Annotated in this window: 8 protein-coding genes and 1 pseudogene; 1 reads left to right on the top strand and 8 read right to left on the bottom strand. The window is 60.8% G+C overall.

Translation table 11 applies throughout. The features are described 5' to 3' along the window. Positions 1-327 (top strand): integrase core domain-containing protein (locus tag G5358_RS10905; protein ID WP_421324084.1); only part of this gene is annotated, 327 nt, incomplete at its 5' end. A 56-nt stretch (positions 328-383) separates the two neighbouring features. On the opposite strand, the gene G5358_RS10900 is transcribed toward G5358_RS10905, so the two are convergent. From G5358_RS10900 to exeH, 8 genes and pseudogenes are all read right to left on the bottom strand, one after another. Then, a complete protein-coding gene (locus tag G5358_RS10900; protein ID WP_227342231.1) occupies positions 384-1,223 on the bottom strand; it encodes a hypothetical protein in 840 nt (279 codons plus the stop codon). Between the two features lie 323 nt (positions 1,224-1,546). Next, positions 1,547-2,314, bottom strand: a complete 768-nt coding sequence (gene exeN, locus G5358_RS10895) for a GspN family type II secretion system protein ExeN (RefSeq protein WP_421324083.1) — start codon at positions 2,312-2,314, stop codon at positions 1,547-1,549. After that, complete coding sequence (exeM, locus tag G5358_RS10890) at positions 2,311-2,802, bottom strand: GspM family type II secretion system protein ExeM (RefSeq protein ID WP_005338305.1); 492 nt, start codon at positions 2,800-2,802, stop codon at positions 2,311-2,313. Before exeM ends, exeN begins: the two co-directional genes overlap by 4 nt. Then, complete coding sequence (gene exeL, locus G5358_RS10885; RefSeq protein WP_421324082.1) at positions 2,799-3,983, bottom strand: GspL family type II secretion system protein ExeL; 1,185 nt, start codon at positions 3,981-3,983, stop codon at positions 2,799-2,801. Before exeL ends, exeM begins: the two co-directional genes overlap by 4 nt. A gap of 122 nt (positions 3,984-4,105) precedes the next feature. After that, positions 4,106-5,107, bottom strand: coding sequence for a GspK family T2SS minor pseudopilin variant ExeK (exeK, locus tag G5358_RS10880; RefSeq protein WP_421324081.1), 1,002 nt, complete (start codon positions 5,105-5,107; stop codon positions 4,106-4,108). 112 nt (positions 5,108-5,219) lie between these two features. Then, positions 5,220-5,867, bottom strand: a pseudogene (gene gspJ, locus G5358_RS10875) (type II secretion system minor pseudopilin GspJ); the annotation flags it as partial. Continuing rightward, positions 5,864-6,223, bottom strand: coding sequence for a GspI family T2SS minor pseudopilin variant ExeI (gene exeI, locus G5358_RS10870; protein WP_201938365.1), 360 nt, complete (start codon positions 6,221-6,223; stop codon positions 5,864-5,866). The gene exeI and the pseudogene gspJ, both read right to left, overlap by 4 nt. Then, positions 6,220-6,792, bottom strand: coding sequence for a GspH family T2SS minor pseudopilin variant ExeH (gene exeH / locus G5358_RS10865; RefSeq protein WP_421324080.1), 573 nt, complete (start codon positions 6,790-6,792; stop codon positions 6,220-6,222). Before exeH ends, exeI begins: the two co-directional genes overlap by 4 nt. Positions 6,793-6,796: the final 4 nt, after the last annotated feature.

Genomic DNA, 6,796 nt, shown 5'->3' with positions numbered 1-6,796 from the left:
TGCCCATCCGGTGTGCTATTTCACTCCGACCAGGGCAGCCAATATGGCAGCCGGGCATTTCGGCAACGACTGTGGCGCTATCGCATGACCCAAAGCATGAGTCGTCGTGGTAACTGCTGGGATAACGCCCCGATGGAGCGATTGTTCAGAAGCCTGAAGTCAGAGTGGCTCCCGGCTATGGGATACATGAGCGTGCGGGAGGCAAAGCGGGATATCAGTTATTACCTGATGGATTACTACAACTGGCGGCGTCCACATCACCACAATAATGGGATACCGCCAGCAAAAGCCGAAGAACGGCCTAACCAAGTGTCCGGATTTAGTTGACCACTACAGTAACACTACAGAGATCTGTCAGGAGGTATTACACTGAGCGGCCACCTTTACTCTTTTTGCTGTAGTTGACGGATGTAGGTGCCAGGTGTCAGGCTTTTCAAGCGATTGCGCAATATCCTGTGGTTAAGCAGATCTTCAAACTCAAGTAATACGGCTCCCAGACTGAGACGTTTGTCAAAACGCTCACCAGCCAGAATGGCAGTCAGTGGTTGAGAGAATGCGGTTGAGTCGAGCAACCCACTGGATATCGGTAAAGAGGCAGAGGTCACCGACGTGCATAGCCTGTTGGCCAACGCCTCTACTTCGGGGAGTGGACTGGTGACCTCAATGCTCTCGATCGGGTAGGGCAACTCATTTTGCAAATAGTTGGTGAAGCCATTAAGGATCTGCTCTTTCTCTTCCGGGGCACAGAGGGCAAATGAGATATGGCCGGTCAATTGCTCCGTGAGCACCAGCAGCAAAGGCTGACTGGCTGCGATGACAGTTGGGAGATATAGCGCATCCAGCCACACGTGACCCAATCCAGATGCAGGGTCAGGCTTTTTCAACCGATCTTGTTGGTATTTTTGCAGACAGCGGCTCAAACCTGCCCGCGAGACATCGGCACGGATCAGTAAACGGGTGACCTCCAGCAGTTCATCAAGAGAGAGATGCAGCCGATGGCGAAGAAACAATACCAACCACTCCTGCTCAGGCTGCAGTTTGCGATGGATTGTGCGGGGTCTGTGGGATTTGTCATAGCAATCATCACGATTGCGCCAGCGTCTCACCGTATCTATCGAGATGTTCAGCTCCTCGGCAAGAGCTGCATCTGATTTGCTGGAGGTCTGGATATATTTGCGAGTCCGGGGCGTTGTGGTTGCGTTCTGGTGCAGCTTTATTTCCATCTTGCGTACTCTTGGACTAACCGTGCTGGCCGGGCGAAAAGAGCGATGATTATATCGTAATAAAGCGAGTCTGGTACATCGACCACGGATTGGGCTGTGAAGCAGATCCTGGCCTGGAGATAAATAGTCAAGAATTGGTTCCTGCTCACATTTCACTACGAACACAAGCTGATGGAGATTGGGCGTGACGGGAATGCGTTGCTGCTTTTTCAGTAGGAAGGCCCTTATTGATGATTGCCGGTGTGTGAACGCAGTGGGGGGACCCAGGAGTCAGAGCCTCCCCCGTCGACCCCGGATTGGCTCCGGGGTCAGCGGGATAGGGGTTAGATCCGCCCCTGATAGCGCAGGGGGAAGCGGCCCTGACTGTCGGGCTGGCCGAGGAAGGGGAGCCCCTGCTGCATCTGTGGCGGCAGTGCCGGGCCTGGCTTCAGGGTGCCCTGGAACAGGTATTGGCCGTTGGGTTGCAGCTCGAGGCGACCGCTGGTCTGCACCGCATCGGAGCCCTGCTTGAGTTCGGCCACCAGTTTGGAGTCGAGGCAGGTGAGTTTCACCTCGGGGTCGGCCAGATCCAGCTTGCCCGCCGGGGTATCGGCGCTGGCGTTGTACCAGTCGAGGTTGCCGTAGAGGTTGTCGCACCAGGGGTTGCCCTGGGCAAACTGCTCCACTTTAAGCTGCAGCTGGCCGCTGACGGTGATCGGGATCGGCAGGCGCATCGGCACCCGGCTCAGCAACCAGGGGGCGGGAGCGTTGAGGGTCAGGTCCCGGCCGAAGGCGGCGCCATTCCAGCCGACAACGCCCTGACCATTGAGGCCGTTGCGATCGCCAAAGCGTATGGCCACTTCGGGGGCGAAGCGCAGCAGCGACCAGCCGTTGAGATCCCAGCGCAGCTGGTTTAACGATTCGCTGGCATATTGCAGTCGGGCGATCTGGCCACTCCAGAGGGTGCCGCTCACCCCTTCCAGTTTCAGCAGGTTGGCAACATTGGCAGGCAGCGGCAGATGGCGAGCCACCAGTGCCGCGGGCAGGGTGGCCAGCAGGAAGAGCAGATAGGCGGCCAGAAACAGGCTGGCAATCAGGATGCGTTTTTTCATTGTGGACGACTCAACTGCAAACGTCTGACCTTGACCAGACCCGGGGCCAGATCCTCGCGGGCGATCTCGATGATTTGAACCTGAATACCGTGCTGCTCCACCAGCGTGGAGAGCCAGAGTAGCAAGTCATCGAATTGGACTGTGTCGATCCACACTTGCAGCTCCTGCGCCTGGGGTTGCAGCCGGGCAATCTTGATCTTGTGGTTGAAGGCGGTGCGGTTGACCACCCCTTCCAGGGTGCCGCTGGTGTCGATCTGGCGACCCGAGCCCCCCTGCATGGCCAGCACCTCTTCCCCCTTCTCCTTGAGCCAGGCGAGGGTCTGCTGCTGGTTTTGCACCTGCCGCTCCCGCTCTGCGATGCGGTTGGCGATGGGCTGCCAGACGCTCCAGTAGAAGAGACCGACCAGCAGCAGAACGCCGCCTGCGACCACCAGCCGCTGTTCCCGTGCTGTGATGCCGTGCCACCAGCTCTGCAATTTTTCCATCATGATGATTTACCCTTGAGCACCAGTGCGCCCTCTACCTTGCCCTCGGTGCTGCGCACCTCGCCTTGCTGTACCTCGAATTGCTTGCCAGCCAGCTCACGGAACCGCTCGATCTCGGCAAAGCCTGGGGCAGTCACCTGCAGCCTCAGCTCGCGGCGACTGGCATCAAAGCGCATCACCTGCGGCTTGAGGCCGGGTACTTCGGCAAAGGTGGGGGCCAGCTCGGTGAGCATCAGCAGCACGCCGTTTTGCGGGGCTTGTCCCATTTGTTGCAGATGCTGGTTCATCTGGCTGCGCACGTTCACGATGCGGCTCTCACCCGGGAAGATGCGGGTATAGACGGCACGGATCTCCGCTTTCAGCGCCTTGTCCTGCTCGGTGAGCTGATAGAGCTGTACCCCGCGCTGGCCGAGGGCCACCAGCAGCAACAAGCCTGCGGTGATGGCCACCTTGCGCCACTGCAACCAGTAGCGGGCATATTCGGTCTGGGGTCGATAGGGGCCGGTCAGCAGGTTGGCGCGGCAGGTGAGGGCCCCCTTGGCCAGCAGCAGCATAGGGAGTTCAGGCTCCGCCGCCTGCCAGTTGGCGGCGGCAATGGCGGGCACCGGGGTGTGGCTGTGGATGGTGACCGGCTCGACTTCGGTTGCCAGCAAGATGGCCAGCAGCGGTTCGTCGGCGACGATCCCCTGACAGGGGCCCTGGCGTACCAGCCACTCATTGCCGAGTTGCAGCGCAGACCAGCCATCAGCGGCCTGTGGCAGCGCCAGCACATCGGGCAGCAGTTGCAGGCTCTTGAGGCCAGCGGCATCGAGCCAGCCGAGCCACTGGGCCATCTTCTGCCGATCCACCGCCATCAGATCCACCTGCTGGCCCTCATGGGCCAGCACCACCAGATGGAGCTCGTCCACATCGGAGGCGATCTGCTCCTCCAGCAGGTAGGGGAGGGCCGCTGCCGACTGGCGGTTGTAGCGACCCGGCAGGGTGACGCGCCGGAAGATCAGATCGCTGCCCGGCACTAGCGTGACCACTGGGCGGCCACCGGCCCGATCCTGCAGCTCGCTCAGGGCATCGGCCGAGGGCAGGGTGCCGGAGGCGATGATCTCCTGCTCCTGACCGGACCAGACCAGCCAGGCCACGGGTTGTTGTTTATTGGTCCCCAGTCGGATGACCAGACTTTCGCTCACGCATCTCTCTCCTGCGATACCGGTTTGCAAAGGGCGTTGTGCGCCCTGGCAACCGGTGCGCAGCCCGCAGGCTGCATCCAACATCTCTCGTACCCGCAGGCGATGGCCTGCAGGTGCGCTGTTTATTCGGCGCCGCTACTGAGGCGGCGCAGTATCACCAGTTTATTGTCCTTGCCCCGCTGGAACAGGGTTTCGAGCCAGGCCCGGTTGTCGCCGACCTCGGCCACGACCCGGGCTTCGAAGAAGTCGCTCTTGACCACCAGCGCCTCTTTCAGCCCTTTCACCGAATCGACCGGAGCGAGCATGTCTGTCATCAGCTTGCTCTCTTTCCACCCCTTCTGTGGCCGCTCATTCAGTACCCGCTTGGCATCATCCAGCCCGATAGTGCCCAGATAGAGGGCGACCAGCAGCTCGGGGCGCTGGGGGGCAAGGGTATTGATATTGATCTTCAACTTGTCGCTGGGCAGGGTGCAGACATAGGGGGCCAGTTTGGCATAGACCCTGGCCGTCACCCCGCGCACCGCCCTCAGCTCGTCCTTGCCCAGCATCCACTGGTTGGCGGTCAGATAGGGTGGCTTGAGCCCCTCGTAATAGGCGTCCTCTGCGCCAAGGCTGGATACCAGCACCGTATCCTTGTCGGTCCAGTCACGGATGGCATCGGTGAGCTGGGCTGCCTCGTAATCATCCATCGCCAGCTGTTTGAGCAGTTCGCGAAACACTTGCACCGGATAGGGCTGCTGCGCCAGCTCCTCGCCGCTCCCCGCCTTGGAGGCCACGCTCAGGCTGTTGAGGTTGAAGCAGGATTGCAGGTCGGTCACCTCGCCCTTGAGCTGGCCATCATCGACCGGAAACACAGTATTCTTGCGGGCCCAGTTCTGGCCGAGGTTTACCACCTCGGGATCATCCTTGAAATCCTGCGCCAGTACCTTGCTCACCAGCGCCTCCGCCGAGAGGGCATACCACCAGGCTTGTTTGCCAGCGGTGACATTGCTGGTGCGGCGCAGTTCGAGCTGCAGACGGCCGCTCATGTTGCTGGCGATGATCACCATCACCGAGAGGATCAGCAGCACCACCAGCAGGGCCATGCCGCTCTGGCGACCGGGGCGTACAGGGTTAGCTCGCATTGGTGCTCCCCCCGTTCTGGTTGCCGCCATTGCTGTTGTTACCACTGTTATTGCCGTTGCCGCTGTTGTTGCCGTTATTGCTGTCGCCGCCCGGATTGGGATTGCTGCTCTGGCTGTTCTCTTCGGCGCGCTGGCCGCCGGCGCCAATCAGAAATTGCCGGCGAATGGTGCCGTAATCCTCCAGATCCAGCTCCACTGCCAGCCCGTGGGGCAGCACGCTGCGCTGGGTCCACTCCTCTTTCCAGTTGCCCTTGTCGAAGAAGTAGAGGCGAAACGCCGTGACTCCCGCCAGCACCGGCTGGATACGCGGCTCGGTGCCGATCACCGGATCCGGATAGAGATAGCTCAGGCGCTCCAGCTTCTGATCCTTGAGGCGCCAACCGACCCGTTGCAGATGGGAGCGAGGCAGCATGCCGTCCGGGTTGAGCCAGCCACTGCGCATAAAGGCCATGCCCCAGTCATCGCTCTGCTGGCCGAACCGGGAAGCCGCCAGTAGCACCTTGTTGTTCTCCCCCTCGATGCGACCGCTGCGCGGCACCATCTGGGTGATGTCTCGCTCCAGCAGGGTGAAGGCGAGCTGCAATTCGTTGAGGCGAGCCTCCTTGCGCTTGGCTACCTCGTCGCTGGTGAGCACCCCCTGCAGCACCTGATAGGCGCCCATGCTGAGAGTGGCGAAGATGGCGATGGCCACCAGCATTTCGAGCAGGGTAAAACCGGCGTGACGGACGGGGCGAGGCGTGCGGGCGGATAGCTGGGTCATCGGCTGATATAGGTCCGCATCATGGCGACCGGGTTCTCGGCTTTGGCCTCGGTACGCACTTCCATATCGAGCGCCCGGAAGTTGTTGTCGGCGGTGGCGACGCCGCGATAGCGCCAGTACCAGGTGCTGCCCGCCATCTGCTCATCCCCTTCCACCCAGCTGTCACCAGGCCACTTGTTCTCGAGCTTCTGTTGCACCAGCTGGTTCTCTACCACCCAGGTGGCGAATGTCTTCTGTTCCAGATAGTTGAGGGCCGAGAGGTGTTCGCTGGCGGTTTTCATTACCGCGAGACCCGCTATGGCAAAGACTGCCAGCGCCACCATCACTTCGAGTAGTGTCATCCCGCGGGCGTTCATTCGCTCACCTCTTCATCTTCATCGCCGGTGAGCAGGGTGAGGCGGCCGAACTCGTCCCCTTTGACGATGCGGGTGTAGCGGGCATCGTCATCTTGCTGGGTGAAGGTGAGCACGAACGGGCTCAGCTCGCCGCCCGGGAAGATGAGCAACTGAGGAGTACGCTCCTTCTCGTCGCGCTTCTGTTCGGTTTTCTCATCGGGATCCGGCTGCCAGCCAAAGCCTTCCAGCTCCAGCGCCAGCGTCATGTTCTCGGCCAGTTGCACCGGCCCCAGTTGCTTGTCGCCAGTCAGGGCCAGCCACTTGCGATCTTTGGCCTGACGCTGCATAAACTGCCAGCCGTTATCCTCGATGCGAATACCCACCAGCCGACCATCCATCACCGCATACTCCTGCGCCAGCTGCAGGGTTGCCATCAGGCGGCGCGCCTGCTTGTCGATCTCCCTGTCACCTTTTGCGCCACCCATGCTGAGGGTGACGGCGGTGGCCACCAGCCCCATCAGCATGGCGACCAGCAACACTTCCAGCAGGGTAAAGCCGGATTGGCGATGAAAGGAGAGAGAGCGATTCATGCAG

The organism is Aeromonas sp. 604176, assembly GCF_049170755.1.
Classification (GTDB): Bacteria; Pseudomonadota; Gammaproteobacteria; order Enterobacterales; family Aeromonadaceae; genus Aeromonas; species Aeromonas veronii_A.
This window is presented reverse-complemented; position numbering and strand designations above follow the sequence as displayed.